General features: G+C 67.7%; 21 protein-coding genes and 1 pseudogene. 14 read left to right on the top strand and 8 right to left on the bottom strand.

What is annotated here, in order from left to right:
- Positions 1 to 34: 34 nt before the first annotated feature.
- Together EIZ45_RS08750 and EIZ45_RS08745 are read left to right on the top strand one after the other, a co-directional pair.
- Positions 35 to 457: pseudogene (locus EIZ45_RS08750) on the top strand (amino acid permease); the annotation flags it as partial.
- Between the two features lie 960 nt (positions 458 to 1,417).
- The gene (locus tag EIZ45_RS08745) at positions 1,418 to 3,055 is read left to right on the top strand and encodes a Na+/H+ antiporter (protein ID WP_043834743.1); all 1,638 of its coding nucleotides are present in this window, start codon (positions 1,418 to 1,420) and stop codon (positions 3,053 to 3,055) included.
- Here the strand turns inward: EIZ45_RS08745 and EIZ45_RS08740 are convergent.
- A complete protein-coding gene (locus tag EIZ45_RS08740; protein ID WP_043834744.1) occupies positions 3,036 to 3,938 on the bottom strand; it encodes a TIGR03564 family F420-dependent LLM class oxidoreductase in 903 nt (300 codons plus the stop codon). The genes EIZ45_RS08745 and EIZ45_RS08740 overlap by 20 nt on opposite strands.
- Before the next feature lie 150 nt (positions 3,939 to 4,088).
- Here EIZ45_RS08740 and EIZ45_RS08735 point away from each other — a divergent pair, with 150 nt between their 5' ends.
- Entirely contained in the window at positions 4,089 to 4,586 is a 498-nt protein-coding gene (locus tag EIZ45_RS08735; protein ID WP_043834745.1) for an OsmC family protein, read from the top strand.
- Positions 4,587 to 4,638: 52 nt separating this feature from the next.
- Here EIZ45_RS08735 and EIZ45_RS08730 read toward each other — a convergent pair whose 3' ends face one another.
- Positions 4,639 to 5,925: an adenylosuccinate synthase gene (locus EIZ45_RS08730; RefSeq protein ID WP_037808782.1), complete on the bottom strand. Its 1,287-nt coding sequence runs from the start codon at positions 5,923 to 5,925 to the stop codon at positions 4,639 to 4,641.
- Positions 5,926 to 6,001: 76 nt separating this feature from the next.
- Between EIZ45_RS08730 and EIZ45_RS08725 the strand changes: the two genes are divergently transcribed.
- The 3 genes from EIZ45_RS08725 (at position 6,002) to EIZ45_RS08715 (ending at position 8,413) form a co-directional block, all read left to right on the top strand.
- The gene (locus EIZ45_RS08725; RefSeq protein ID WP_235146857.1) at positions 6,002 to 6,673 is read left to right on the top strand and encodes a hypothetical protein; all 672 of its coding nucleotides are present in this window, start codon (positions 6,002 to 6,004) and stop codon (positions 6,671 to 6,673) included.
- Positions 6,674 to 6,825: 152 nt separating this feature from the next.
- Positions 6,826 to 7,464 carry an HNH endonuclease family protein gene (locus EIZ45_RS08720; protein WP_043834747.1) on the top strand — a complete coding sequence of 213 codons (639 nt, stop codon included), beginning with the start codon at positions 6,826 to 6,828 and terminating at the stop codon, positions 7,462 to 7,464.
- 49 nt (positions 7,465 to 7,513) lie between these two features.
- Positions 7,514 to 8,413, top strand: a complete 900-nt coding sequence (locus EIZ45_RS08715; RefSeq protein ID WP_134664392.1) for a glycosyl hydrolase family 18 protein — start codon at positions 7,514 to 7,516, stop codon at positions 8,411 to 8,413.
- On the opposite strand, the gene EIZ45_RS08710 is transcribed toward EIZ45_RS08715, so the two are convergent.
- On the bottom strand, positions 8,403 to 10,280 hold the full coding sequence (locus EIZ45_RS08710; protein WP_134664390.1) for an FAD/NAD(P)-binding domain-containing protein: 1,878 nt from the start codon (positions 10,278 to 10,280) through the stop codon (positions 8,403 to 8,405). The two genes, EIZ45_RS08715 and EIZ45_RS08710, sit on opposite strands and share 11 nt — an antisense overlap.
- A gap of 317 nt (positions 10,281 to 10,597) precedes the next feature.
- Here EIZ45_RS08710 and EIZ45_RS08705 point away from each other — a divergent pair, with 317 nt between their 5' ends.
- From EIZ45_RS08705 to EIZ45_RS08695, 3 genes are all read left to right on the top strand, one after another.
- Positions 10,598 to 11,857, top strand: coding sequence for an MFS transporter (locus EIZ45_RS08705; protein WP_134664388.1), 1,260 nt, complete (start codon positions 10,598 to 10,600; stop codon positions 11,855 to 11,857).
- 323 nt (positions 11,858 to 12,180) lie between these two features.
- On the top strand, positions 12,181 to 13,365 hold the full coding sequence (locus EIZ45_RS08700) for a GGDEF domain-containing protein (RefSeq protein ID WP_051172575.1): 1,185 nt from the start codon (positions 12,181 to 12,183) through the stop codon (positions 13,363 to 13,365).
- Between the two features lie 81 nt (positions 13,366 to 13,446).
- Positions 13,447 to 13,944, top strand: coding sequence for a GNAT family N-acetyltransferase (locus EIZ45_RS08695; protein WP_134664386.1), 498 nt, complete (start codon positions 13,447 to 13,449; stop codon positions 13,942 to 13,944).
- Here the strand turns inward: EIZ45_RS08695 and EIZ45_RS08690 are convergent.
- Positions 13,925 to 14,818 carry a Scr1 family TA system antitoxin-like transcriptional regulator gene (locus tag EIZ45_RS08690; RefSeq protein WP_043834755.1) on the bottom strand — a complete coding sequence of 298 codons (894 nt, stop codon included), beginning with the start codon at positions 14,816 to 14,818 and terminating at the stop codon, positions 13,925 to 13,927. The two genes, EIZ45_RS08695 and EIZ45_RS08690, sit on opposite strands and share 20 nt — an antisense overlap.
- Before the next feature lie 123 nt (positions 14,819 to 14,941).
- On the bottom strand, positions 14,942 to 15,352 hold the full coding sequence (locus EIZ45_RS08685; protein WP_037808797.1) for a DUF3151 domain-containing protein: 411 nt from the start codon (positions 15,350 to 15,352) through the stop codon (positions 14,942 to 14,944).
- Positions 15,353 to 15,586: 234 nt separating this feature from the next.
- On the opposite strand from EIZ45_RS08685, the gene EIZ45_RS08680 reads away from it, so the two are divergent.
- Positions 15,587 to 16,756 (top strand): hypothetical protein, encoded by a 1,170-nt coding sequence (locus EIZ45_RS08680; protein ID WP_205670012.1) that lies wholly within the window; start codon positions 15,587 to 15,589, stop codon positions 16,754 to 16,756.
- 12 nt (positions 16,757 to 16,768) lie between these two features.
- On the top strand, positions 16,769 to 18,697 hold the full coding sequence (locus EIZ45_RS08675; RefSeq protein WP_134664380.1) for a UvrD-helicase domain-containing protein: 1,929 nt from the start codon (positions 16,769 to 16,771) through the stop codon (positions 18,695 to 18,697).
- Here EIZ45_RS08675 and EIZ45_RS08670 read toward each other — a convergent pair.
- Positions 18,694 to 20,460 carry a hypothetical protein gene (locus EIZ45_RS08670; RefSeq protein ID WP_205670011.1) on the bottom strand — a complete coding sequence of 589 codons (1,767 nt, stop codon included), beginning with the start codon at positions 20,458 to 20,460 and terminating at the stop codon, positions 18,694 to 18,696. The genes EIZ45_RS08675 and EIZ45_RS08670 overlap by 4 nt on opposite strands.
- A 202-nt stretch (positions 20,461 to 20,662) precedes the next feature.
- Between EIZ45_RS08670 and EIZ45_RS08665 the strand changes: the two genes are divergently transcribed.
- From EIZ45_RS08665 to EIZ45_RS08655, 3 genes are all read left to right on the top strand, one after another.
- Positions 20,663 to 22,075 carry an alpha-L-fucosidase gene (locus EIZ45_RS08665; RefSeq protein WP_051172559.1) on the top strand — a complete coding sequence of 471 codons (1,413 nt, stop codon included), beginning with the start codon at positions 20,663 to 20,665 and terminating at the stop codon, positions 22,073 to 22,075.
- 150 nt (positions 22,076 to 22,225) lie between these two features.
- Complete coding sequence (locus EIZ45_RS08660; protein WP_043834762.1) at positions 22,226 to 22,492, top strand: type II toxin-antitoxin system Phd/YefM family antitoxin; 267 nt, start codon at positions 22,226 to 22,228, stop codon at positions 22,490 to 22,492.
- A gap of 4 nt (positions 22,493 to 22,496) precedes the next feature.
- Complete coding sequence (locus tag EIZ45_RS08655) at positions 22,497 to 22,901, top strand: type II toxin-antitoxin system VapC family toxin (RefSeq protein ID WP_043834765.1); 405 nt, start codon at positions 22,497 to 22,499, stop codon at positions 22,899 to 22,901.
- 79 nt (positions 22,902 to 22,980) lie between these two features.
- On the opposite strand, the gene EIZ45_RS08650 is transcribed toward EIZ45_RS08655, so the two are convergent.
- Together EIZ45_RS08650 and fbaA are read right to left on the bottom strand one after the other, a co-directional pair.
- The gene (locus EIZ45_RS08650) at positions 22,981 to 23,637 is read right to left on the bottom strand and encodes an MBL fold metallo-hydrolase (protein WP_043834766.1); all 657 of its coding nucleotides are present in this window, start codon (positions 23,635 to 23,637) and stop codon (positions 22,981 to 22,983) included.
- Positions 23,638 to 23,726: 89 nt separating this feature from the next.
- Positions 23,727 to 24,758 carry a class II fructose-bisphosphate aldolase gene (gene fbaA, locus EIZ45_RS08645; RefSeq protein ID WP_134664378.1) on the bottom strand — a complete coding sequence of 344 codons (1,032 nt, stop codon included), beginning with the start codon at positions 24,756 to 24,758 and terminating at the stop codon, positions 23,727 to 23,729.
- Positions 24,759 to 24,763: the final 5 nt, after the last annotated feature.

Here is a 24,763-nt window from a genome sequence, read left to right as displayed (position 1 = left end):
AGTCTAACTAGCGACGAATTTACGACGCAGGACACTAGCAGCGGGCGGTGCATTGGTGCTAGCACTGCCGTACCTGTGGAGCGCGACGGCTTACGCAGCAGTCACCTCGATCGCGACGGTGGGCTTGTACGTCGCGTACGTGATCCCGGTCTTCCTCCGCGTCCGCCGCGGCGACAGCTTCGAGAAGGGCCCATGGAACCTGGGCCGCTGGGGCAAACCCATCGGCATCGTCGCGACGGTGTGGGTCGTGGTGATCTTCGTGCTCTTCATGCTGCCCCAAGCAAGCCCGATCACGGTCGACACGTTCAACTACACGCCGATCGCCTTCCTGGTAGTCCTGGGCGGAGCAGCCCTGTGGTGGGTGTTGTCGGCACGGAAGTGGTTCACCGGCCCGAAGGTGCAAGGTTCGGCGGAGGAATTGGCTGCGGTGGAAAAGGAACTGAAGGAACTCGGCTAATCCGGAGGGCCCTCGCGACGGACGACCGCTCTCCACCCGATGCCGCTCTGTCCGACACGGCTCGCTTCGGCGGCGCTCCGTTCGGCAGGACTCCCTTCGGCGACGCTCCCTCCGGCAGGGCTCCGTTCGGCAGGGCTCCCTCCGGCAAGGCTCTCTTCGGCGGCGCTCTGTTCGGCGGTGCTCCACGTTCGTCCGGCACCGCTCCGCTCGGCAACACTCCGAGGTCGGCTGCGCGGTCGTCCTGTGCCGCGCCACCCGGCAGCGTTTGGGCCTGCATCTCTCCATTCAGCAGCGGTGCGTTCGGCGGCAGTGCGTTCGTCAACGCTCCACCGTCGTCCGGCACCACTCCATCCGGCGGAGTTGGCCCCGCATCGCTTGACCGCCGAGCACCTGACCGGAGTCCGCGAGCAGAACCAGCCGTTCGCCGAACCACGGCGCACCGACCACGAGCCCGTCCCGCGGCGAGGTGAACCGGCCGCCACCGCGTCGCAGCGTCCGTCTGCCCGGCTCCTCAGCGCCGCACGTCCACCATTCGCGCGGTGCCGTCAGGCGACCTCGCCCGTCGCTGCCCGACCTCCGCACCGCCTACCGACCGCCGAGCCCGGCCGCCTGCCTCCGCGGCAACGCTAGGCGGCCATTGCGAGCCCACGACCCTTCCGGAGGCACCCCGCTGCCCAACCATCGCCGTCCCCCAACCACCGCGGCCACCCGCTGACTGACCCGTGGGCGCTGCCCTCCAAGTAGCAAGCCCGGCACCCGCTACCGATCCACGCCCACCGACCACCGCCGAACCTGGCACCGCCGCACCGGAAAGCGCCATGCCCATCCCACTCACCAACGCTCCACGCGGCCCACCAAACAAGCCGCCCCCAACCAACCCATCCGCCGCACGCCGAAGGGAGTCCGACACGAACCCACACCATCCGCGCCTCGCCTGATCCATGAGTCAAGATGCGAAGCATGGAGACCTTGACGCTGGTCGGCGTGCTCGCCGGGTCGCTGGGGCTGACCGCGGTCGCTCGGCGGTTCAACCTGTCCGCGCCGCTGCTCATCGTGGTGGTCGGGCTGGGGATCGCGTTGATTCCCGGCGTTCCGCGGGTCGAGCTGGAGCCCGAGCTGATCCTGACCGTCGTGTTGCCGCCGTTGCTGTACTCGACGTCGCTGGAAAGTTCGATCTCCCACTTTCGTGCGAACTTGCGGCCGATCATCACGCTCGGCGTGCTGCTCGTGGTGGCCACCGCGTTCGTGATCGCGTTCGTCGTGCACCTGCTGCTGCCTGATTTGCCGTGGGCGTCGGCGCTGGTGCTCGGGGCGGTCGTGTCTCCGCCGGATGCCGTGACCGCCGTCGCGATCGGGCGGCGGCTCGGGTTGCCGCGCGGGGTGATGACGGTGCTCACCGGCGAGAGTCTCGTCAACGACGCGGCCGCGCTCACGCTGTACAAGGTCGCGCTCGCGGCGGTGGTCGGGACGGCCGGGTCGCTCGGGCACGGGTTCGCGGTCTTCGCCGTCGCGACGGTGGTCGGCATTCTGGTCGGGCTGGTCGCGGGCGGGGTCGTCGAGGTGATCCGCACGAGGCTGGACGATCCGCTGCTCGAATCGGCGTTCGGGATCGTGGTGCCGTTCGCGGCGTACGTCACCGCCGAACACCTGCATCCGTTCGGGGCCGAGTTCAGCGGGTCCGGGGTGCTGGCGGTCGTCACGGCCGGGTTGTTTCTCGGGCATCGGTCGCTGAGGGCGTCGCCGGCGACGCGGGTGCAGGACCGGTCTGTCTGGGCGTCGATCGACGTCATGCTCGAAGCGCTGGTGTTCGCCTTGATGGCGCTGCAACTGCCGTTCGTGCTTGACGGGGCGCAGCATGCTGCGCGGGACAACGGTACGCTCGCGTTGTCGGCGATCGTCGTGTTGCTCGCCACGATGTTCGTGCGGATTCCGGCTGTCTTCCTGTCCAGCTATCTGCCGCGGTCGCTGCAACTGCTCAGACGCACTCGGCACGATCCGCCCGCTTGGCGGTCGCTCGCGGTGATCTCCTGGACCGGCATGCGCGGCGTCGTCACCATCGCCGCCGCGTCTGGGGTGCCTGCGGATACGCCTGGTCGTGCGGAGATTCAGCTGTTCGCGTTCGCCGTCGCGGTCGGGACTGTGCTGATCCAGGGGCTCACGCTGCCGCCACTGATTCGGCTGCTCAAAGTTCAGGACCCGGACGAGGACGCCCGCGACCAGGCCGAGGAGCTGGCCGCGCGCAAGGTCGCGCAGAAAGCCGCGCACGAGCGGTTGCGCGAGCTTGCTCGCGACCAACTGTCCACTTTAGACATTGAGCCGGAGAAGATGAAGCGGCTCGAGCAACGGCTGGAACGCGTGGTGGACACCCGTTACCGGTTCGCGCAGGCCGCGATCACGCTGTCCGGGGAGGAGCGTCGTGACAGTCCGCAGGCGCAGTTCGCCAAGGCGCGGCGGGAACTCCTCATCACCCAGCGGGCGGCGATGATCGAGGAGAACCGCGCCGGACGCCTTGACGACGACGTTCTGCAGAAGGTCCTGCGCGAACTCGATCTGGAGGAAATGTCCGTAACGACAACCCTTACGAACCGGATGAGTTGAGCTCGCCCGTCAGCCGCCAAGTGCGCCGTCGGTCTTCGTCGGTGTGCAGGGCGGTCTGGGTGAGCAGCACGTCGGTCGCGCCGGCGTCGAAGTAGCGCTGCACCCCTGCGGCGACCGTCTCCTCGTCGCCGATCAGCACCAACTCCGCCGCGTTTTCGACGCCGCCCTCCTTCAAGATGCGCTGGTACGACGGGATCGAGCCGTAGAAACCGAGTTGCTGTGCCGCGATTTCGCGCACCGCGTCGACGTCGCTGGTCACCACGGCCGGGACAGCCGCGATCACCCGCTTGCCCGGGCCTATCCCGGGCACGATCAGGTTCGCAATAGCCCGCGGGCTGGCCAGGTACGGCAACGTGCCGTCGGCCAGTTCCCCGGTGACGCGCAACGCCTGCGGGCCCATCGCGGCGACGAGCACCGACACCGGGGTGGCTGACGCCGGCTCCGGCAGGTGCGCCTCCACCGTCGAGCCGGTGAAATCGACCTGTTCTCCGGCGAACAGCGCCCGCAAGACGGTCAGGTATTCGCGCAGGTGCCGCACCGGCGGCGGATACGGCGTGCCGTAGACGGGTTCGAGGAAGTTCTTCGCGCCAAGGCCGATGCCGAGCGTGAACCGCCCGCCGGACGCCTCGCTCGCGGTGCGTGCGGCGGCCGCCAAGACCAGCGGGTGCCGCGGATAGATCGGCACGACGGAGGTGCCGATCTCGACTCGCGACGTCACCTGGCCCGCCAGCGCGGCCACCGCCAGCGCGTCGGGACCCCAGGGCAATTGGGCGAACCAGATCGACGCCGCGCCTGCCTCCTCCGCCTCTCGCGCCTGGTCCAGCACTTCGGTCACGGTGATGTTTTCCCGCGGAAGGGCGGGCAAAGTCAGTCCGACGCTCATACCTTCGAATTATTCAGGCGCACCACCGGTTTCTCACCAGCCGGAACAACCGCGCGGCTTTGTGCCAGCCGGATTCTCAGCCGACGAGAGCCCCTACCCGTCGACCGGGCCGACCCGCACCCTGGACGCCCGACGACTCCAGGAGGACCGATGTCACTGACCGACGTCATCGACGGCACCCGCCAGGCCGTGCAGACGGACCGGCACAACGCGGCGGTGTCGTTCAGCGTCGACCACGCGCTGGCCGCGAACACCGCGACCGTGGTGGACGTCCGGGTGCGCGACCACGCGTTCACCGTGGACGAACCGCCCGCGCTCGGCGGCACCGACCAGGCGGCGAACCCGGTCGAGTACGCGCTGGCCGCGCTCGGGTCCTGCCAGGTGATCACGTACCAGTTCTGGGCCGCGCGCCTCGGCATTCCGCTCGACGCGGTGCGCGTCAAAGTGGACGGTGACCTTGACCTGCACGGCTTCTTCGGCTTCGACGAATCGACCCGACCCGGCTTCAGCGACGTACGCGTGTCCGTGGAACTCGACGGCCCAGCCGCACCCGAGGCCTACGAACGACTCCGTCGCGCGGTGGACGAGCACTGCCCGGTGCTCGACCTGTTCCGCAACCAAACCCCAGTCACCACAACGGTTCGCTAAGCACAACGGCCAGGCCGGTACGAAACCAGCCTGGCCGCTCCGACCGAAAAGATCAGGCGAACTCGTGCCGCACGATCGTCTGCTCCCGCCCAGGGCCGACGCCGATGGCCGAGACCCGCGCGCCCGACAGTTCCTCGATCCGCTCGACGTAAGCCCGCGCGTTGGCGGGCAGCTCGTCGTACGTGCGGCAGTTCGAGATGTCCTCGAACCAGCCCGGCAGCTCTTCGTAGATCGGGACCGCGTGGTGCACGTCGGTCTGGGTCATCGGCATGTCCGAGGTACGGAAGCCGTCCACCTCGTAACCGACGCACACCGGGACCTTCTCCAGGCCGGACAGCACGTCCAGCTTGGTCAGGAAGTAGTCGGTGATGCCGTTGACCCGCACCGCGTAGCGGGCGATCACCGCGTCGAACCAGCCGGTGCGCCGGGAGCGGCCGGTGGTGACGCCGAACTCGCCGCCCTGCTTGCGCAGGTACTCGCCGGACTCGTCGTCCAGTTCGGTCGGGAACGGGCCGGAGCCGACGCGCGTCGTGTACGCCTTCAGGATGCCCAGCACGGTCGTGATGCGGCCCGGGCCGATGCCCGAGCCCGCGCTCGCGCCGCCGGACGTCGGGTTCGACGACGTGACGAACGGGTACGTGCCGTGGTCCACGTCGAGCAGCGTGCCCTGCGAGCCCTCCAGCAGCACCGTCTCGCCGCGCTCCAGGGCCTGGTTCAGCTGCAGCCGCGTGTCGGCGATGCGGTGCGCGAACTTCTCGCCCGCCGCGAGGACCTCGTCGGCGACCTGGTCGGCGTCGAGCGCCTTGCGGTTGTAGACCTTGACCAGCACCTGGTTCTTGAACTCCAGTGCCGCCTCGACCTTCTGGCGGAAGATCTTCTCGTCGAGCAGGTCCTGCACGCGGACGCCGACGCGGGCGATCTTGTCCTGGTAGCACGGCCCGATGCCGCGGCCGGTGGTGCCGATCTTGCGGCTGCCGAGGTAGCGCTCGGTGACTTTGTCGATCGCCACGTGGTACGGCATGATCAAGTGCGCGTCGGCCGAGATCAGCAGCTTGCTGGTGTCGACGTCGCGCTCCTCGAGACCCGCCAGCTCGTCCAGCAGGACGCCGGGGTCGATGACCACGCCGTTGCCGATGACGTTCGTCACGCCCGGCGTCAGGATCCCCGACGGGATGAGGTGCAGCGCAAAGTTCTCGCCGTTCGGCAGCACGACCGTGTGGCCCGCGTTGTTGCCGCCCTGGTAGCGGACGACCCACTGGACGCGGTCGCCGAGCAGGTCGGTGGCCTTGCCCTTGCCCTCGTCCCCCCACTGGGCACCGATCAGCACGATGGCCGGCATGTGACACTCCAGGTGTTCGGCAATAGGAATAGTGGCCCCGGACGGGGACACGGGTGGCGCTGGTAAATGCCGGTGCATGACTTTAACGGAGGACGCCGGAGTGCGCGGAATAGTGGTGGCCTGCGGCGCCGCGGCGGATCTCCCCGCACGGCTCGGCGACGTCCCGCTGGTGCACGCCGGGCACCGTCCCGGCAAGACGGAAATCGACCCCTTGCTGGGGGAACACGACCGGCTCGTCGTGCTGGGCTCCGACGCCGACCTCGCCGCGGTGGTGGTGCGTCTCATGCGCCGCGAAGTCCTCCCGGGCGTGTCCGTCGGTTTCGTGGCCACGGAGTCCGGCTCTCGCGTCGCCGCGCACTGGCGGCTGCCCGCGGACCCGGACGAGGCGTTCGCGCTCGCCTGGAAGGGTGAGGACGCCGAAACCTCCCTCGTGCGCGACGACACCGGCGGCGTACTCCTCGGGCACGCGATCCTGCGCGATGTCAAGGGCCAGGCGTATTGCGACGAACAGGTGGCTTTCGACGGCTCGGTTTCCGGCATCGAGGTCGCACCGGACGACTCTGGGGTGACCGCCCGAATCACCCGCGGCAAGCTCGTCAAACGGTCCTCGACGTTCCGCGGCCGCGCCTTCCAGCTCGGCTGCCTGCCGACGTCTTCACTGGTCATCGACGGTGTACCGCAGGAGCGCGAGGTCACCCGGCGGACCTGGTACCGGCACACAGTCGATCTTCGGGCAGTCCGCGGCTGACCCGCCCGCGCCGGACAGGGTTCAAGCGAACTGGGACGCTCGGTGACTTTCCGTTTACAGAAGGTCGGTTAGCTGTCACCTGACGGTGTTGCGCACGCCACTTTCGTGGTCAAAGGTGAATCAGTCCCGCATCTGACCAGGAAGGCAGCAATATGCCGACCACACGTACAGTTCGCAACTCCTTGACCGTCCTGGCCGGCGTCGCGCTGCTCGGCTCGGTCACGGTCGGCGTCGCCGACGCCACCCCGCCGGGCATCCCGTCGGCGGACACCGCGAAGAGCCAGCTCGCCGGTCTCACGGTGAAACCGGACGGCTCGCAGGACGGCTACAGCCGCGACAAGTTCCCGCACTGGATCGACCAGGGCAACAGCTGCAACACGCGCGAGATGGTGCTCAAGCGCGACGGCACGAACGTCCAGGTCGGCTCCGACTGCTACCCGACGTCCGGGAAATGGACCTCGCCGTACGACGGGGCGACCTGGAGCTCTCCGTCCGATGTGGACATCGACCACGTGGTGCCGCTCGCCGACGCGTGGCGCACCGGAGCCTCGTCCTGGACCCAGGATCAGCGCCAGGCCTACGCCAACGACCTGTCCGACCCGCAGCTGATCGCGGTGACCGACAACGTGAACCAGGAAAAGGGCGACAAGTCGCCGGACCAGTGGAAGCCGCCGTCCACCGGCTACTGGTGCACCTACGCCAAGATGTGGGTGACGGTCAAGTACAAGTTCAAGCTCACCGTGAATTCGGCGGAGAAGTCTGCGCTCACGGACATGCTGGGCCGCTGCTGACTCGATCGGCCCTACCGCGGGCACCGCTGCCGTCCTATGGTCCGAACCTATGCGGAAGATTACGGCGGCGGTGCTGGCGGTGTTCCTGGTGCTCTGCGGAGCAGCCCCGGCGACGGCGGCGACCGGACGCAGAGTCGTTGTGTACTACCAAACAACGCACCAAAACGGGTCGTACATCTCCCCGCTGGGGCTCATCGACCACGACGCTGGCGTCACTGACGTGATCGTCGGAGCCGTGCACCTCAACGACGGCGGAACCATGACGCTCAACGACGATCCGCCGTCGGACGCCAAGTTCACGCAGATGTGGGCCGATCTCGCCACGATGCAAAGCAAAGGCGTGCACGCACTCGCCTTCGTCGGCGGCGCGGCGAAGGGCAGCTTCCAGCGCCTGGAGCAGGACTTCGGCACCTACTATCCGTTGCTGCGAAACCTGATCCGCGACCATTCGCTGTCCGGGATCGATCTCGACGTCGAAGAACAGATGTCGAACGACGCGCTGAACCGGGTGATCGACGCGCTGCGGGGCGACTTCGGCCCGGACTTCCTGATCACCCTCGCGCCGGTCGCGACCGAACTCAGCGGCGGAGGCGGTCTTTCCGGTCTCGACTACGACCGGCTCTACCGCGAGCGCGGCGACCAGATCTCCTGGTTCAACACTCAGTTCTACTGCGGTTGGGGTTCGCTGGCGGACACCTCGGGCTACGATCAGGTCATCAGTCACGGCGTCGTCCCGGCGAGCAAGGTGGTCGCCGGAACGGTCACGAATCCCGCCAACTGCAACGGTTACGTCGACATGCCGACGCTGAAGAACACCGTCGGCAGCCTCGTCCAGAAGTACTCGGACTTCGGCGGCATCGACGGCTGGGAGTACTTCAACTCGCTGCCCGGCGACACCGCCGCACCGTGGGAATGGGCGCAGCAGATCGCACCGACGGTCAAGGGTTAGCCAGCCGCAGGATTTCCCGTGCCAACGCGTCGTTCTGCCGGAACGAGATCGCGTTCGTGCGCGGCCGGGTGAAGGCTCCCGCCGAACGGACGCTCGTGTGCGGCCCCACCGCGAACCGCCGCGGATGCACCCCTCCGTCCACAGTGACCAGTCGGAAGTCGTTGAGTGTCGTGGCGATCCGTCCGGACGGCAAGGTCGCACCGTCGACATCCGGCACGGTTTCCTCGACCAGCGCCCCGGTGTCCCGCAGGTTGCGCAACAGCGGATCGGACACTCGCGGCACGCTCGCGTCCGGCAGACGCGCCTCGATCAACGTGCGTGCGGTGACAGTGTCCGGATGGCTGACGCTCGACGCGACGAACGTCCCGGTCGTCTCGTCGGCGGCAATCGAGATGTCCGCACCGAGGAACGACACGACTCCAGCGTCTTCGAGGGCGAGCAGCTCTTCGAGCCGACGCGGCGGCGGACCGCTTGCGTAGTAAGAGAAGAAGCCGTGGAACCAGCCGTCCATATCGGACACTTGTGACGCGGCGGTCAGCCGTCCGGTCGCGAGCAGCGTGGGCAATTGGCTGACCACTGACAGCAGGGCCAGGAACGCGCCGAGGTCCGCACTGTGGTGCACATCGGCCCGGCGTGCGAGGTCGGACTCGATGTATTTCCGCACCGATTTCCCGAATTCCTCGCCGGAATCGAACCGGCGGCCCGCGAACGGGCGGTCCAGCCGCTCCAGGTCGAGTCGATCCTCCAGCGCTGGCACCGCGTCCGCGATCAGCGCGTCCATTTCGGACGACAACCACGGCAGGTCGGCGAATTTGTCCGCGAACACCGCGAAATTCGTGCGCACGCGATCCGGATGTCCGGTGAACAGCTCGGTGTAATACGCCCAGGCGAGTTCTTTCGCGATGAGCGGCCACACGTCCGCGCGGAAGTCGAGCGGGCCGGTCAACCCGTCGATGGCTCGCTTGTCGAAGAACCTGGGCAGCTGCAACGGTTTCCCGCGCAACCGGTAACCGGTCTTCGCGTGATACGGCACCCCGCGCCGGGAGCCGACGTGCAACACCGGTTCGGCACCGCTCGGGTGGTAGCGCAGGCCGCCGCACGGCAGTTCCTCGAATCGGCCGCCGCGCCCCTCCGTGAGCAACAGCATCAGGTCCACGAACGCGAGGCCAAAACCGCGTACAAGCACCGGTTCTCCGGCAGGCACCGCGGAGTAGTCGACGTCCGCGGTGTAGCCAGCGGGGTAGTAGGACAGTTCGTGCTGCTGGGCGAATGCCTCCAGCTCGCGTTCGCGAGAGTCGGGCACCGCGTCGAGGTGGCCGACGGTCAGCACCACCGCGTCGGCGGACACGGTCGTGCCGTCGGAAAGCCGCACGGTCTCATCGTCGTCAATGCTCTCCGCCGTGGCGAGATGCTCGACCACCGTGATGCCGGGCGGCAATTCGGCCACCACCTTGCGGTAGAACCACTCCAGGTACCGGCTCTGCAGCCGCCGGGTCGGGAAATCCGTGGAGGCGAGGGTTTCGAACTCGGCGCGGACATCGTCCGGCACCGGGTAGTCGAGGGTCCCCGCGCGCACCTGCCGCACCCACTCGATCAGCGACGGACCCGGCCGCACCGGACCGTCGATCCGGACGGAGTCGTCGGTGAACACGGTGACGTCCTCGGGCATCGAGTTCATCCGCAGCAGCGACGACTGCTCGTACCGCCACACCCGGCCGGGGCCGGGCGGGAACGGGTCGACGAGGTGGACTTCGATCCGCCGGTCGCCGAGCAGGCCGGAGGCGCTCGCGGACAGCCGTTCGAGGACGCCGACCCCGCGAGGTCCGGCGCCCACGATGGCGAGCGTGAACGTCGGGAGAGCCGTCACTCGGGCGAAGCTACGCGGCTGGGCGCCTCCGCGGCGGCCGTTCCACACTGCGGACGGACCACCCGAAAGGATGTGTCACAAACCACAAAGATCGAAGCGTCCCCGGCGGAGAGTGCGGAGCGCTATCGTCTGGACACGTGGCGAACTGATCGTGACCTGTCGGATACCGGCGAAAGAACCTAGAGAATCACCAACAGTCACGAGACACTGAGCTTGACAACTCACTTCGTGTGACCGGCCCGTGACCAGGAGGATCTAGGGTCACCCGTTGGTCACTAGTGCGGCACAGTCCGCACACAGCAGCGGGGAGAACACGCATGACGACAGCACCACACCGGGTCACGTTCCGCGAGGTGTTCGGAGTCGCCGAGTTCCGCGCGATGTGGTTCGGCGAACTGCTGTCGATCGCCGGTGACCAGCTGGCCAGGGTCGCGTTGTCCGTCCTCGTCTACGCCAACACCGGTTCGGCGACGCTGACCGGCCTCACCTACGCGCTGACGTTCTTCCCGTCGCTGCTGGGCGGCATCTTCCTCACCGGATTCGCCGACCGCTTCCCGCGCCGGGCGGTCATGGTCACCGTCGACCTCACGCGCGCGGTGCTGATTCTGTGCGTAGCCATTCCCGGACTGCCGTTCTGGGCACTATGCGTGCTCGTCGGCTGTGTTTCGCTGCTGAATCCGCCGTTCAAGGCGTCTCAGCTGGCGTTGCTCCCGCAGGTGCTCGAAGGCGACCGGTTCGTGGTCGGCATGGGCATCCGGAGCATGACCGTCCAATCCGCGCAGCTGCTCGGTTTCGCCGGCGGCGGCGCCCTGCTGCTCGCGATGGACGCCCGCCTCGCCCTGGTGCTCGACGCGGGCACCTTCGTGCTCTCCGCGCTCTTCCTCCGCTTCGGACTGAAGGCCCGCCCGGCCGCGGCCAGCGGCGAAAAGCGCAAGCCGTTCTTCTCCTCGCTGAGCGCGGGCGGCCGCGTCGCCTTCGCGACCACGGCGTTGCGTTCCTTGATGGTCTTCACCTGGCTCGCCGGCCTGATGCCGGTGTACGAGGGCATCGCCGCGCCGTACGTCGCTTCGTCAGGCGGTGGGTCCGAGATGATCGGTTTCCTGCTTGCCGCCGACCCGGTGGGCAGCGTGATCTTCACGTTCGTCTACACGCGCTGGGTGCCCGCGGCGATCCGGCCGAAGCTGATCGGCCCGATGACCGCGCTCGCCGCGATCCCGCTGCTGCTCTGCTTCCTGCAGCCGGGTCCGATCGTGTCGGTGGTCCTGTTCGTGATCTCCGGCGGCTTCGGCACGATCGCGCTGCTGCAGGCGACGGCGTCGCTGACGGTCGCCGTCCCGGACGAGAGCCGGGCGCAGACGATGGGACTGTCGAACACCGGACTGACCACGACGATGGGCGTCACTCCGCTGATCGGCGGGGTCATCGCGGACCACGTGAGCGCCCAGACGACAGTCGGGATCTTCGGCTTGGCCGGCCTGCTGATTACGATTCCGCTCGCGATCGCGTGGCAGCGGCACGTTTCCGGGCAGGCCGAAGAGGGGTCAGCGAAGGAAGCCACACGCGCCGAGCCTGCCTGATTACCCCGGCATGCCCCGCGCGTGAGGCTCTGACCTGCGCGACCTTGCGGTGCTGCTACGCGGTCACTGTTCCTTGCTGCGCATCGCTGGTCACCCTTCATCCGGCGTGTTCGGGAAAAATGTACACACCTAAGGCCCTTGTGGACAGGCGGCAAACGGTCTGAAACTGTGAGTAAGGCGAGTGTCACTGGAGATCCGCGCAAGACCCGGGGGGAAGAATGGTCACATTGGGGGAATTTTCTGGTCTGGGGCTGCGCGATGCGGTTTCCCGGTGGTCGCTCTGGTCCCGGCCGCGGCAGTGGGTCGCGGTCACGCTGACGAGCATGGCCGTCACGGTGGTGCTCACCGTGGTCAGCGCGCTGGTGTTCCCGGTCAGCCTGAGCCAGGTCGGCATCCTCGGCATGCTCGCCGGACTCGCGATCGCGCAGACCGAGGTCACGCGCCAGATCGAGCGGCAGCGCCGGATGCTGAGCCAGGGCCCGCACATCACGGTGACCTCGGTGTGGCTGCTTCCGGCGGCGCTGCTGGTGCCGCCGCAGCTGGTGGCCGCGCTGGGCGTGATCATCTACGTCTACCTGGCGTTCCGCAGCTGGAACGGCACGCGCCCCGGTGAGGCGCACCGCGTCGCGGCCAACGCGACCACGATGATCCTGTCCGGCTTCGGCGCCGCGCTGGCCGGACACCTCGCCGACGGCCACAGCGTCACCACGGTGGTGGCGGGCGCGCTCGGCTATTTCCTGGTCAACACCGCCCTGACCGGCCTTGGCCTGTTCCTGACCGACCCGGCGAAGGCGACGGCCGAATCGTGCCTCGGCACGATGGACGACAACCTGCTGGAACTGGCGACCCTGTGCGTCGGCGGGCTGCTCGTGATGGTGCTGAGCCACGAACCGCTGCTGTCGGTGCTGGTGATCCTGCCGCTGTACGTGCTGCAGCGCTCGATGCTGATCAAGCGGCTCGAGGAGCTCGCGACCACGGACCAGAAGACCCAGCTGCTCAACGCCACCACCTGGCAGGACGGCGCGCAGCGCGAGATTTCCCGTGCCGAGCGCGAGAACGGCAGCTTCGGCGCGCTGATGATCGACCTCGACCACTTCAAGCGGATCAACGACACGTTCGGCCACCTCGCGGGCGATGACGTGCTCAAAGCCGTGGCCGCCGTGGTGAAACAGGAGACGAGGGCACACGACCTCGTCGGCCGCTTCGGCGGCGAGGAGTTCGTGGCGCTGCTGCCGTCGACGTCGAAGGAAGACGCGATCGTGACGGCGGAACGGATCCGGCAGCGGATCAGCGAACTGGTGATCCCGACGCAGACGAACGAAGGCGAGTCGGTCTCGATCGAGAACCGGACCGCGTCGATCGGGGTAGCCGCGTTCCCGCTGGACGGGACGAGCATCGAAGAAGTGATGGCCGCGGCGGACGCGGCGGTGTATGCGGCGAAGAACAGCGGCCGCAACCGGGTCGTCGGCTCGGTAACCCCGACCCGGGAACTCGCGGCAGTCGCCTGACGACCTCGGACCCGGCCGGCACCCTCCCCCGGCCGGCCGGGTCCATCCTTCGTCAGCTCCGGAATTTCCGATAGGGAACCTGTGCCGCTCACCGAGATCCGCCCGGCCCACGACGACGAACTCGCCGCCGTCGCCGCGTTGCGCTGGCGGTGGGTCGCCGACCAGGGCGGTCCGCTGCCCCGGGATCAGGACGATTTCGTCCGAGAGTTCGCCGCCTGGGCCCGTGCGCACGCCGAAACGCATCGCTGTCTGGTCGCGGTGCGGGACGAGCACGTGCTCGGCATGGCGTTCCTCGCGCTGACCCCCAGAGTGCCGACACCCCAAGACTTTTCGCGGATCTGCGGCGACGTGCAATGCGTCTACGTCGTGCCGGAAGAACGCGACAGCGGCGTCGGCGGTCTGCTGATCGAGGCGACGCTGCGGCTGGCCGCGGAATTCGGACTGGAGCGGGTGACCGTGCATTCCTCGGATCGCGCGATCGCCGCCTACCTGCGGCACGGGTTTTCGGTGTCGAAGAACCTGCTGCAAGCCGAACTGCGGATCGCCGTCGACGTTCCGGCTAACCGAGCATATTCCTAGGCCCCTCCGACTTTTTCCGCTGCGCGATCTCCCTGAACTCCTGCGCGGTGCGCTGCACGAACGCCGCCGACGCGCGGGAGTCCAGGGAGATTTCGCGGACCCGGTCCGCGACCTCGCAGTACGTGTCGGTCCCCTCGTCGAGGAGGAAGGCACCCGCGTGCTGGTGCTCGAAATAGACGATCGGGTCGCCGACCTCCACGTAGTACACGCAAAACCGGCCGGCCAGACCCGGATGCCCGCCGATGCCCGCGGGCACGACGCGGACCGACAGCTTCGCCGACGTCGCCATGAGGTCGGCGAGGAAACGCAGCTGCCGGGCCATCGTCGCGGGTCCGCCGACCGGATTGCGCAATGCTGCCTCGCCCAGCAACACCTCACACCGGATCGCGCCGGGACCGACCACGAGCGGACGGCGCATCATCCGGATCTCCGCCTGGCGTTCCGCGTCCTGCACCGGCAGTCCGTCGGCGAGGAACAGCGCCCGCGCGTAATCCGGGATCTGCAGCAGTCCCGGGACGAGCATCGGCTGCCATTCGACGACCGATGTCGCGGCGCGTTCGCAGGCGAGCAGCCCGCCGAGGTGGTCCGGGTCGGACTGCTTGCCGCGGGCGACCCAGCCCGGTTCGGCGGTGCCGCGCGCCAGTTGCAGGATCCGTTGTTTCTCCGCACCCACGACGCCGAGCGCGCCGAGGATGCCCGCGACGTCCTCGAGCGCGGGAACCCGTTGTCCCAGCTCCCAGTTCGACACCAACGCGGGGTTGGTGCCGACTCGCCGGGCGAGTTCGCGCAGTCCGAAACGGGCGTCGATCCGGGCCTCGCGCAGCGCGGTGCCGAGGGTGCGGATCCGGGGGGTGAGCATGGCCGTGCCTCGCATGGCCGTCTTTGTAGGTGTCACCAAATGCGAACACCTCTAGCTGTCACCCGAAGGTGGGCAGCCGGCCCGGTCGCGCCCGGGTTTTCGCCGGGACGCGACCGGCGCGGGGTCACTTCAGGCCGGTCACTTCAGGCCGGTCGCCTCGGCCGCGGCTGGGTCGGAGTCGGCGAGGAAGGTCTTGCAGCGCTCGTACTCCTCGGACTCGCCGATCCGGCCCGCCGCGGTGCCGAGTACCGCGAGCGCGCGCAGGAATCCCTGGTTCGGCCGGTGCGCCCACGGCACCGGGCCGAAGCCCTTCCAGCCGGCGCGGCGGAGCTGGTCGAGGCCGCGGTGGTAGCCGGTGCGGGCATAGGCGTAGGCGGCGACGGTCTCGCCGTCGGCGAGCGCGCGTTCGGCGAGCGTGGCCCAGGCCTCGCTGTAGTCGGGGTGCTCGGCGGCCACGGAGGACGGGTCCGTCCCGGAGTCGAGCGCGGCCTGCGCTTCGGTGTGCTCGGGCAGCAGCGTGGGCTCGGGGCCCAGCAGGTTGTGCGTCATGCCGCCATTGTGCCCACGATGCTCCCTGCTCAGAGGAACAGGCTGGTCAGCACGCCTCCGCCGGCCAGAACGAGTGCTGCGATCAGCACGGCGGCGACAGCTCGTTTCGGCATCATGGGCCGACACCCTGCCGTGCCGGGCGGCGCGAGGGCAAATCCGCCACCCGTAGGGGTGAACCCCGGTTTTTGCCCCTTCTCCCGCCGCGTCCCCTTGCGGCAGGGAATGATGGCGCCTATGACGAAGGCGGTTGAAGACGTCGCCGGCCCCGCGGTCCCGCGCGGACCAGTGGGCAAGACCAGGCTTTTCTTCGCGACGCACTGGCACCGCGGCGCACCCGGAGCACCGACGCCGGCGTGGGTGCTGCGGTTCTGTTACGGCATGTGGCTGACCGCGTTCGCGTTCAAGCTCGTCGGGTCGTCGTGGGACATGTCGTGGCACTTCAAGTGGCTGCGCGACGACCTCGCCCCGCCGCACCTGATCAACACCGTCGGCACGGTGATCATCGTCGTGCTGGTGGCGATCCACAGCTACACCGGCCTCGGCTGCGACCGGCGCTCGCTGCGGCTCATGCAGGCCGGGCTGATCGTGTTCCTGGTCGCCGCGCCGCTCGACGTGATCAACCACCGCGTGAACGGCCTCGACCTGACCGCGTGGAGCCCGTCGCACATGATGCTGTACCTCGGCACCGGCATCATGCAGGCAGGCGTGCTGCTCGGCTGGCTCCGACTGGCCCCGCCGGGCCGCTTCCGCACCGGGGTGCTGCTCGCGCTGTGGGCGTTCTTCCTTGAGAACACCTTCTTCCCGAACGGGCAGCAGGAGTACGGCATCCTCGGCCTGCGCGCCTGGGAACGCGGCACGCCCGAAGCGGAGCCGACGCTGCTTTCCTTCGCCGCCAACCAGATCGGCCACCCGGTCGACCGGGCCGCGGTCGTGCACTTCACGATGCCGATCCCGGAGTGGGTGTACCCGCTGTGGGGCATCGGGGTTTCGGCGCTGATCCTGGTGCTCGCTCGCCAGACCGTCGGAAAGCGCTGGGCCGGGCTGACCGTGGCCGGCGCATACGTCGCGTACCGGTGCGTGATGTGGCCGCTGCTGCTGGCGCTGGGCTTCCCGGTGTCGACGGTGCCGTTCTATCTGCTGGCCGTCGGGCTCGCGGTGGACCTCGCCTTCCTCCTGCCGCGACCAGCGGTGGCGGGCGCGGTTTTGGTCACTGCGCTCGGGTATGGCGCGTTCTGGGTGCAGTCGCAGATGCGGCCTTGGCTGCTCGGGGAACAGCAGACGGAATCCGCGCCGCCGGTGGCATATTGGACGGCGTTGGTCGCGGTGGCGGCGGTGTTCGCGTTGTGGGCTGGGGCCGGTCCGGCGAAGGAGTGGTGGGCTTCGCGGCGCACGGTCGCGGCGTAACGCGGGGGCTCCGTGGCACTTAGCGCGCACGCCCGCAGGCAAGTCCAGCGACAAGCCACGCACCTGATCGCGGAGCGGTTCCAGGATTCCTTGCGGCGCAACGCGTTGACCGGGTTGCTGGAGCGGACCGCCGAAGGCTGGCACCTCGCGGTGCGCACCGGAGATCCGGGGACCGCCGACGCCTTCCTGATCGGCCGCGCCGGGGTGTTTGCAGTTGTTGTCACCGATCCGCCGCCGGACGAAGCGACGATGCGAGAGGTGGCGCGGGACGCGGAAGAGCGGTTCGCCGGGCTGCCCGGCCCGGGCGGACAGCGCATCGCCCGGAGCGCGGTGACCCTGGTCGCGATCGTCGGCGCGCAGTCTCCGCGGGGACCGCGCGACGCCGGGCCGTTCTGGGTGCTGCCCGCGGCCAAACTGGACCAGCTTTTCCGCCGTGACACGGTGCATCTGACCGTTCGGCAAGCCGCCAAAATCGCCGACGGGCTCGCCGCGCGGTTGCGTGGCTACGAGTGGCTCACGGTCTCGGCGCCGGAGAAGGAAGCCGGGTCGTTCGAGTTGCTCTCGGCGGAGAGCGTCGCGGACGACCAGCTGATCGCGGCGGTGGAGCGGCCGTTCGAAACGTGGATGACGTTCCTGCACCCCGACCAGGCCGCGCTGGCGGCGCGGAACTACTCCGGCCCGGCACGGATCAGCGGTCCGGCCGGGACCGGGAAGACGGTGGTCGCGCTGCACCGGATGCGGCACGTCGGCCGCCGAAGCACCGGTCCGCTGCTGTTCACGACCTACGTGCGCACGCTGCCGCCGGTCAACGAGACGACGTTCCGGCGGCTGGCTCCGGAGCTGGCGGACCGCGCGCAGTTCATCAGCCTGCACGCGTGGGCACGGGAGTTTCTCGAGCGCCGGGGGATCGTGCTGAACACCCATTCGCGGCTGACCAAGGACGCTTTCGGGCGCGCTTGGAAGGAGCACCGCGAACCCCTCGAGCGGCTGGGTCCGAACTACGACTACTGGGAGACCGAGGTCCAGCGCATCATCAAGGGCCAGGGCATCCGGACGCTGGAGAAGTACCAGTCTATTCACCGGGCCCGGCGCGGGCTTCGGCTCGATCGTGGCCAGCGCGAGAAGGTCTGGCAGTTGTACACGACGTACGAGGAGAATCTGGCCGCGAACGGGTTGCACGACTTCCATGACCTGCTGTCCCGGGCGAGCACCGAACTCGAACGGCAGCCGCTCGAAGAGCCGTATGCGTCCGTGGTGGTCGACGAAGCGCAGGACATGACGCTGACCGGCCTCCGGCTGCTGCGCACGATCGCGGGCGACGGACCGAACCAGCTGCTGCTCGTCGGCGACGGACAGCAGCAGGTCTATCCCGGTGGCTGGCGGTTGTCCGACGCGGGGATCCCGATCCAGGGCCGCGGCGAGGTGCTCAAGGTCAACTACCGCAACCGCGCGAGCATTCTCGACTTCGCCCGGCGGATCAACGCGGTCGACGACCTGGACGGCGCGGCGGGAGTTGCGCTGCGGGACGCGGATTCGGTCAACGAGGGCGGCGTCGTGCAGTCGTGGACCGGCACGCCCGCCGAACTTCCGGATGCGATGGCTGGGGCGGTCCGTGCGCTGGAAATTCCGCTCGGCGAGACGGCGCTGATCACCTTCAGCAATGCGGATGCCGATCAGTGCCGACGGTTCCTGGAATCCGCTGGCGTGCCGACGCGTGCGCTCGAACGCTACGTCGGAGCGGCGGAGGATCGGCTGCACGTCGGGACTGTGCACCGGGCGAAGGGGCTCGACTTTCGCGCGGTGCTAGTCGTCCAATTGCCGCGTCCCGCACCGGAAGACCCTGCTGAGCAAGAGGAACAGCGTGAATTGCTCAGCAGGCAACGGCTGGTCGCGGCTACCCGGGCGCGGGACTTTCTGTGGTGGGGTGTCGTTCAGTCCTAACTGGACAGAAGGCGACGGTAATAGTCGGTGGCCGGTTTGATGCCGTGGTCCGGGTCGGCGTTGTACAGGCCGTCTGGACCTTTCGGGCCGAAGCTGTACGGCTGGTACAGCGTCGCGCAGGAGGGTTCGGTCTTCGCAAGTCGTTGCCAGCGTTGCCATTCCGCGTCGTAGCGGGCGAGGTGGTAGCGCATCGCGGCTTTGTCGTGTGCGCCGGCGTAGCCGCGCAGCATTACTTCCCAGCCGTGGTGCACGACGCGGTGCCAGGATTGGCCGTAGCGCGCGGACACTCGCAGGTACGTCCGGTCGGCGTGATTGCGCAGCGGGAGCGTGCCGGACAGCGCGACGATTTCGTCCCACATCCGGGCCGCCTCGGCTTTTTCGGCGAGCACCGGTTCGACCCGGCCAGCGGCGACGATCGCGGCGTAATCGCTGGTCAGATCCTTGTCGGAGCCGCCGAGGAACTGGTCGCGGGTCCACATCAGCCTGCCCATCGGGTGCACCACGCTGTAGTGCCCGCGCAGTACGGCGGCCGCCGAGAGCAACGCGAGCCGACGGAAGCGGCGGACTTGGTCGCCGTGGAAGCCGAGGCGCGTCGTCGCGTATTCGGTAAACGCGCCTTCCTCGCCGAGGCCGGTGTCTCGGGTCCAACGGGCGATCACCCAGGTGTTGAGGTCGCACCACAGTTCGTTCTGCAGATACGGTCCGCGCCATCCGCCGCCTCGGGACCAGGTCCAGATTCCGGCGATGATCGGGTTGTCGGCCACCTCGGCGAGTCCGATCGGACCGGTGCGCGGCTGGGTGCGGAATTCCTCGAAACCGTTGACCACGCCGTCGATCACGTAATTCGGGAACGCTCCTTTGCCCTCGTACTCGCGTTGGCACTCCACTTCGATGATCTGCCGGTGCTTGCCGACGCCGACGGTCCGGTTGAACGGAATGGTCCGCCAGAAGTCCTTCGCGGTGTGCTTGATCGAGAAGACCAGGTTTTCGTGCGTTTCGACCTGGTCGGTGACCTCCCGGTAGAAATCGGGGTCGCTGGTCAGCTTGTCGCTGCCGGTCGACCAGGTGCGGTAGAAGACCCGCTTGCCAGCCCGTACACACAACTCGTCGCGGAGGATGCCGAGCAGGGTGAGGTGGCTCGTAGCGCCATTGGTGATCGGGTTGTTTCCGGTGTGGAACGGCACGTTCTGCACGTACGTCTCGCCGGTGCGCACGACAATTCCGTCCAGACCTGGGAAACGCGCGCAGATTTCGCGCAGCATCAGCCGGTGGATCTGCTGAGTGAGCGGGCGGTCGAAACTGATTCGGCCTTGGCTGTCGAGGATTTGGTCGCCGTACAGTTCGACCAGACGTTTCGGCAGCACGATGATGTCAGTGAAGAAGTACGCCGCGATGCCCGCCGCGTGCGCTCGCGCGATGTGTGCGTCGATCTTCTTCGCGGTCGCCTCGACCCAGGCGCGACCCGGTGAGCCAGCGGGAAAAATGCGCTCGTCGAACGTCTCGAAGGTCGTCGCGGTTTGCGGCGGGGTGAATTCGTTGATCACCTGACCGTCGTAGCCGTAGCTCTTCAATGTCGCGGGATCATTGAAGCGACTGGAAAACAGCGGTTCGCCCGGGTTGTTCTGGACCATGTCGAGCAGGAACGGCAGCCGTCGCCCCGGCCTCGGATCGGCGAACGCGGTCCCCGCGGTGGCAGCGAGAGCCGCAAGGGCGACCCCGCCGCGCAACGCCGTCCGCCGACTGGTTTCCCACGCTGCACCCATTGCGGCCACCCTCAATAGATCTGATGTATTTGCCTGACCATAAGAACGGCATTCGACCACGTCAATCGGCCAACCGTCGCGTTCATGCTTTTGAACAGCTGTCTTGACCAGACAGGATGCTTGCCGGTCGTTCGCCGAGCTGGTACCCCTGAAAGGCCAAGACATCTGATGACCGCCGCCGCCGACGGGAGTGGATGCGTTCATGGACCAGGCAGGAATCAGCCGCCGCAGCATGCTCGCCGCCGCGGGCTTGCTCGGACTCACCGCGACACCGGCGCAAGCCACCCCCGCGGCCACGCCTTGGTACCCGTCGGCAAAATTCGGCATCTTCATCCATTGGGGCGCTTATTCAGCCGCAGCCTGGGGCGACGCCAGACACGCCGCCGAGTGGTACCTGTACGCCATGAACGTCACGGATCCCGCGCGCGGCACCGGAACTCGTGACCACCACCTGAAAACCTACGGCGCGGATTTCGCGTACGACCAGTTCATCCCGCGCTTCACCGCCCGTCGCTACAACCCGCACTCCTGGGTACGCCTGTTCGAACAAGCCGGAGCCCGATATTTCGTGCTGACTTCCAAGCACCACGACGGTTTCCAGCTGTTCCGCAACACCGCGTCCGACCGCAATTCCGTCCGCATGGGCCCAGGCCGCGACCTGGTCGGCGAACTCTTCTCGGCCGCCGCGCACACCCGGCTCAAACGAGGCCTCTACTACTCACTGGGCGAGTTCTACAGCCCCGCGCTCGGCACCGCCCCCAGAAACCCTTACACTGGCGCGGAAATCCCTTATACCGGCTACCGTCCCATCGCCGACTACGTGACCCAATACGAGCACGTACACCTCAAAACCCTGATCGACCAGTACGATCCGGATATCCTGTGGGCAGACGGCCAGGGCTACCACGAATTCGGCGGCGGCCCGATCTTCCGGCCGAAGACGTGGGACTGGCGCAGCGACGAAATCCTGTCCTACTACTACCGCAACGCCGCCGATCGCCGTTGGCCGAAGAGCGTACTGGCGAACGACCGTTTCGAAGCTTCGCACGCGGATTTCGCGACCGTCGAGGGTGACAACAAGAAGTACGTCCTGCGCCCGGATCCCTGGGAAGCGTGCCTGAACATCGGAAAGTCGTGGGGTTACAACGAAAACGAGGATCCGGCGAAGATCAAATCCTCGGTACAGCTGCTCCGGCTGCTCGCCGAAGTGGTCAGCAAGAACGGAAACCTGCTGCTCAACATCGGCCCCCGCGAGGACGGCACGATCGCGGATTGGATGAGCTCGCGCCTGCTGGACATGGGCCGCTGGCTGCGAATCAACGGCCGCGCGATCTACGGTTCCACGCCGTGGACCCGAGCCATGGACGGCGACCTCTGCTACACGCGGACGAGCGGCGCGTTCAACCTGATCCCACTCCATTGGCCGGACGGCCGACTCCTCGTGCCGGGGGATGTGCCGATCGGCACCCGATCTCGAATCCGCCTGCTGGGCGGGCATTCCCGGCCACTGCCGTGGACCCGCACGACGGACGGGATCGTGATCGAGTTGCCGAGGCACCGGACGGATGACTTCACGGAGGAGTTTCCGGCAGTGCTTTCGGTGACGGATTGGTAGGGCGAACCGCTGCCTCGCCATGGCGCGTTTTGCCAGTTAGAAGTTCCGCGTTTTGCTGGCTAGACCAATCACCCGAGGTCAGGCGTCGGATGCGGGGAGTCAACAGGGCAGCATGTAGCTCGGTGAGCTACAACGGACTACACTGATGCTGTGAAGGTGATTACCCAGCGAGAGTTCCGCAACAACTCCGCTGCCGTCATGGACGCGGTCGAGGCAGGCGAGGTCTACTACGTCACTCGCAACGGCGTCGAGGTGGCCGAGTTGCGGCCGATACCGCGCAGGCGTCGCCTTACTGCCGAGGAGTTGGTGGAGCGGCATCGGCGGTTGCCCACAGTCGAGGCGGCCCAGCTGCGGCAGGAAGCTGACGAGTTCTTCGGCACTGAGGACCGGCTAGGTCCGGACGACGTGTGGGAGTGATCTCGTGACTGAACGCCACGAGGCAGGCGTGCTCGACACCTGTACTTATATCGACCTGGGCCTGCTCGACCCCGCGGCATTGCCCAAGATCCCGGAACTCACCGCTGTCACCATGGCTGAACTGCATCAGGGTGTGGCGATGGCGAAGGATGCCGCTGTCCGTGCGGCGCGCACCGAAAAGCTCGGTGCCGCCATCGTCGACTTCGCGCCGCTGCCGTTCGACGGCGAAGCTGCCGTCCGCTATGGGACGTTGGTCGCCTTGGTGCTCGCGGCGAAGCGGGACCCTCGCCCTCGCCGGATGGATCTCATGATCGCCGCCATCGCGTCCTCGCGGGAACTGCCGCTCTACACCCGCAACGCGGACGACTTCAAAGGGCTGGGCACCATGGTCGAGGTCATAGCGGTTTGAACCAACTACGTCCTCAGCTCAAGCTGATCCCATCGGTCGTCGCTGAGGTGCGCAACCGGTAACGACGCCGCGGACCAGTTCACCAGCCGCGTTCGCGCCACTCCGGAAGCTTCGGACGCTCAGCCCCCAACGTGGAATCCCCGCCGTGCCCCGGATAGAACCACGTCTCGTCCGGCAGCTCCCCGAAGATCTTCTCCTCCACATCCTTCAGCAGCGACGCGAAACGAGCCGGATCCTTCTCTGTGTTCCCGATCCCGCCCGGGAACAGCGAATCGCCGGTAAAGAGGTGCGGAATCCCCTCCGGATCACGGTAAACGAGCGCGATACTCCCCGGCGAGTGACCGACCAGATGCCGCGCCGTCAACTCGACCTCGCCAACGCGGATGGTGTCGCCGTCGTCCACCGGAACGTCGATGCGGGCCTTGATCCCCTCGATGTCGTCGCGCCCGGCATAGGTGCGGGCACCGGTTGCCTCAGCGACCTCCGCGAGTGCGATCCAGTGGTCCCAGTGCTGGTGCGTCGTCACGATGGACGCGAGACCGCCGTCGCCGGCCAGGGCGAGCAGTGTCTGCGGGTCGGCGGCCGCGTCGATCAGCAGTTGTTCGCCGGTGGCACGACAGCGCAGCAGGTACGCGTTGTTGTCGATCGTGCCGACTGAGACTTTCGAGATGGTCAGGCCACTGGTCTCCCGCACGTCGGCGGGGCCGCCGGTGGTCACCACTCCGGTGTAGGTCAATGGAGTTCCTCCCTCGTTACGACTCCGGAATAAAGCAGAAAGGCCGCCCCGATCACAAGATCGAGACGGCCTCCCCGTCGGAAACCCCGTCAGCCCAGCTTCTTGCCAGCCGAACCGAGCGCCTGCGTAGCCTCGACCACCCGGGTCGCCATGCCCGCTTCGGCGGCCTTCAGGTAGCTGCGCGGGTCGTACACCTTCTTGTTGCCGACCTCGCCGTCGATCTTCAGCACGCCGTCGTAGTTCTTGAAGAAGTGGTCCGCGATCGGGCGGGTGAACGCGTACTGCGTGTCGGTGTCCACGTTCATCTTCACCACGCCGTAGGACACCGCCTCGCGGATTTCCTCCGGGAGCGAGCCCGAGCCGCCGTGGAAGACCAGTTCGAAGGGCTTCGAGCCGGCGTCGAGGCCGAGCTTCTTCGCCGCTGCTTCCTGGCCGCCCTTGAGGACGTCCGGGCGGAGCTTCACGTTGCCCGGCTTGTACACGCCGTGCACGTTGCCGAACGTCGCGGCCAGCAGGTAGCGGCCCTTTTCGCCGGCGCCAAGCGCGTCGATCGTCTTCAGGAAGTCGCCCTCGGCGGTGTACAGCTTCTCGTTGATCTCCGCCTCGACGCCGTCTTCCTCGCCGCCGACGACGCCGATCTCGACCTCGAGGATGATGTTCGCCGCCGCGGCCTTGGCGAGCAGTTCCTGCGCGATCTGCAGGTTCTCGTCCAGGTCGATGGCCGAACCGTCCCACATGTGGGACTGGAACAGTGGCAGGCCGCCCGCCCGGACGCGTTCGGCGGAGATCTCGATCAGCGGGCGGACGAAGCCGTCCAGCTTGTCCTTGGGGCAGTGGTCGGTGTGCAGCGCGACGTTGACGTCGTACTTCGCCGCCACCACCTGAGCGAACTCGGCCAGCGCGGTCGCGCCGACAACCATGTCCTTCACCTTCTGCCCGGACGCGAACTCCGCGCCGCCGGTGGAGAACTGGATGATCCCGTCGCTCTCCGCCTCGGCGAACCCGCGGATCGCGGCGTTCACGGTTTCCGACGAGGTCACGTTGATGGCCGGGTAGGCGAATTCGTCGTTCTTCGCCCGGTCGAGCATCTCCGCGTACACCTCGGGGGTGGCGATGGGCATCGGTT

Origin of the sequence: Amycolatopsis sp. CFH S0740, assembly GCF_004522315.1 — a bacterium.
GTDB lineage: Bacteria > Actinomycetota > Actinomycetes > Mycobacteriales > Pseudonocardiaceae > Amycolatopsis > Amycolatopsis nivea.
The sequence above is the reverse complement of the archived record's forward strand: the minus strand, read 5'-3'. Positions and strand labels throughout refer to the sequence as shown.

What these genes read in the sequence shown, in the direction of transcription:
- EIZ45_RS08745 (WP_043834743.1), top strand. Translation starts at nt 1,418, where the DNA reads ATGGAGACCTTGACGCTGGTCGGCGTGCTCGCCGGGTCGCTGGGGCTG.
- EIZ45_RS08740 (WP_043834744.1), bottom strand. Translation starts at nt 3,938, where the DNA reads ATGAGCGTCGGACTGACTTTGCCCGCCCTTCCGCGGGAAAACATCACC.
- EIZ45_RS08735 (WP_043834745.1), top strand. Translation starts at nt 4,089, where the DNA reads ATGTCACTGACCGACGTCATCGACGGCACCCGCCAGGCCGTGCAGACG.
- EIZ45_RS08730 (WP_037808782.1), bottom strand. Translation starts at nt 5,925, where the DNA reads ATGCCGGCCATCGTGCTGATCGGTGCCCAGTGGGGGGACGAGGGCAAG.
- EIZ45_RS08725 (WP_235146857.1), top strand. Translation starts at nt 6,002, where the DNA reads ATGACTTTAACGGAGGACGCCGGAGTGCGCGGAATAGTGGTGGCCTGC.
- EIZ45_RS08720 (WP_043834747.1), top strand. Translation starts at nt 6,826, where the DNA reads ATGCCGACCACACGTACAGTTCGCAACTCCTTGACCGTCCTGGCCGGC.
- EIZ45_RS08715 (WP_134664392.1), top strand. Translation starts at nt 7,514, where the DNA reads ATGCGGAAGATTACGGCGGCGGTGCTGGCGGTGTTCCTGGTGCTCTGC.
- EIZ45_RS08705 (WP_134664388.1), top strand. Translation starts at nt 10,598, where the DNA reads ATGACGACAGCACCACACCGGGTCACGTTCCGCGAGGTGTTCGGAGTC.
- EIZ45_RS08700 (WP_051172575.1), top strand. Translation starts at nt 12,181, where the DNA reads ATGGCCGTCACGGTGGTGCTCACCGTGGTCAGCGCGCTGGTGTTCCCG.
- EIZ45_RS08690 (WP_043834755.1), bottom strand. Translation starts at nt 14,818, where the DNA reads ATGCGAGGCACGGCCATGCTCACCCCCCGGATCCGCACCCTCGGCACC.
- EIZ45_RS08685 (WP_037808797.1), bottom strand. Translation starts at nt 15,352, where the DNA reads ATGACGCACAACCTGCTGGGCCCCGAGCCCACGCTGCTGCCCGAGCAC.
- EIZ45_RS08680 (WP_205670012.1), top strand. Translation starts at nt 15,587, where the DNA reads ATGACGAAGGCGGTTGAAGACGTCGCCGGCCCCGCGGTCCCGCGCGGA.
- EIZ45_RS08670 (WP_205670011.1), bottom strand. Translation starts at nt 20,460, where the DNA reads ATGGGTGCAGCGTGGGAAACCAGTCGGCGGACGGCGTTGCGCGGCGGG.
- EIZ45_RS08665 (WP_051172559.1), top strand. Translation starts at nt 20,663, where the DNA reads ATGGACCAGGCAGGAATCAGCCGCCGCAGCATGCTCGCCGCCGCGGGC.
- fbaA (WP_134664378.1), bottom strand. Translation starts at nt 24,758, where the DNA reads ATGCCCATCGCCACCCCCGAGGTGTACGCGGAGATGCTCGACCGGGCG.